Source organism: Peribacillus sp. CSMR9 (assembly GCF_033141925.1).
Lineage (GTDB): Bacteria > Bacillota > Bacilli > Bacillales > DSM-1321 > Peribacillus > Peribacillus simplex_A.
Map to the genome: position 1 here is coordinate 1 of NZ_JAOPHO010000223.1, position 697 is coordinate 697.

At 43.2% G+C, this 697-nt stretch carries 3 protein-coding genes; all 3 read left to right on the forward strand.

Going from position 1 to position 697, the window contains the following annotated elements:
• Positions 1-164 precede the first annotated feature (164 nt).
• From N9I19_RS25010 to N9I19_RS25020, 3 genes are read left to right on the forward strand one after another with little or no spacing between them, the layout of a single operon-like run.
• A complete protein-coding gene (locus tag N9I19_RS25010) occupies positions 165-296 on the forward strand; it encodes a hypothetical protein (protein ID WP_284149542.1) in 132 nt (43 codons plus the stop codon).
• 55 nt (positions 297-351) lie between these two features.
• Entirely contained in the window at positions 352-483 is a 132-nt protein-coding gene (locus N9I19_RS25015; RefSeq protein WP_284149542.1) for a hypothetical protein, read from the forward strand.
• A 55-nt stretch (positions 484-538) separates the two neighbouring features.
• Complete coding sequence (locus N9I19_RS25020) at positions 539-670, forward strand: hypothetical protein (protein ID WP_284149542.1); 132 nt, start codon at positions 539-541, stop codon at positions 668-670.
• The last annotated feature ends 27 nt before the right edge of the window (positions 671-697 follow it).

Here is a 697-nt window from a genome sequence, read left to right on the forward strand (position 1 = left end):
AGAAGCGGAAAAGCTAGTGGAAAACCTGGAAGTAATCGAAGCTAAAGAACTGGAAGTGGGGAGTGCATTTCATGCGTTCCGTTTCAATACGTTGGACACAGAAAAATAGATGGGAGCCTGGGAGTTACAGGCCATCCATCATACATGTTAAGGAGGTGAAACATATGACAAAGCAAGTGGAAAAAACAGAAGCGGAAAAGCTAGTGGAAAACCTGGAAGTAATCGAAGCTAAAGAACTGGAAGTGGGGAGTGCATTTCATGCGTTCCGTTTCAATACGTTGGACACAGAAAAATAGATGGGAGCCTGGGAGTTACAGGCCATCCATCATACATGTTAAGGAGGTGAAACATATGACAAAGCAAGTGGAAAAAACAGAAGCGGAAAAGCTAGTGGAAAACCTGGAAGTAATCGAAGCTAAAGAACTGGAAGTGGGGAGTGCATTTCATGCGTTCCGTTTCAATACGTTGGACACAGAAAAATAGATGAGAGCCTTGGAGTTACAGGCCATCCATCATAAATGCTAAGGAGGTGAAACATATGACAAAACAAGTGGAAAAAACAGAAGCGGAAAAGCTAGTGGAAAACCTGGAAGTAATCGAAGCTAAAGAACTGGAAGTGGGGAGTGCATTTCATGCGTTCCGTTTCAATACGTTGGACACAGAAAAATAGATGAGAGCCTTGGAGTTACAGGCCATC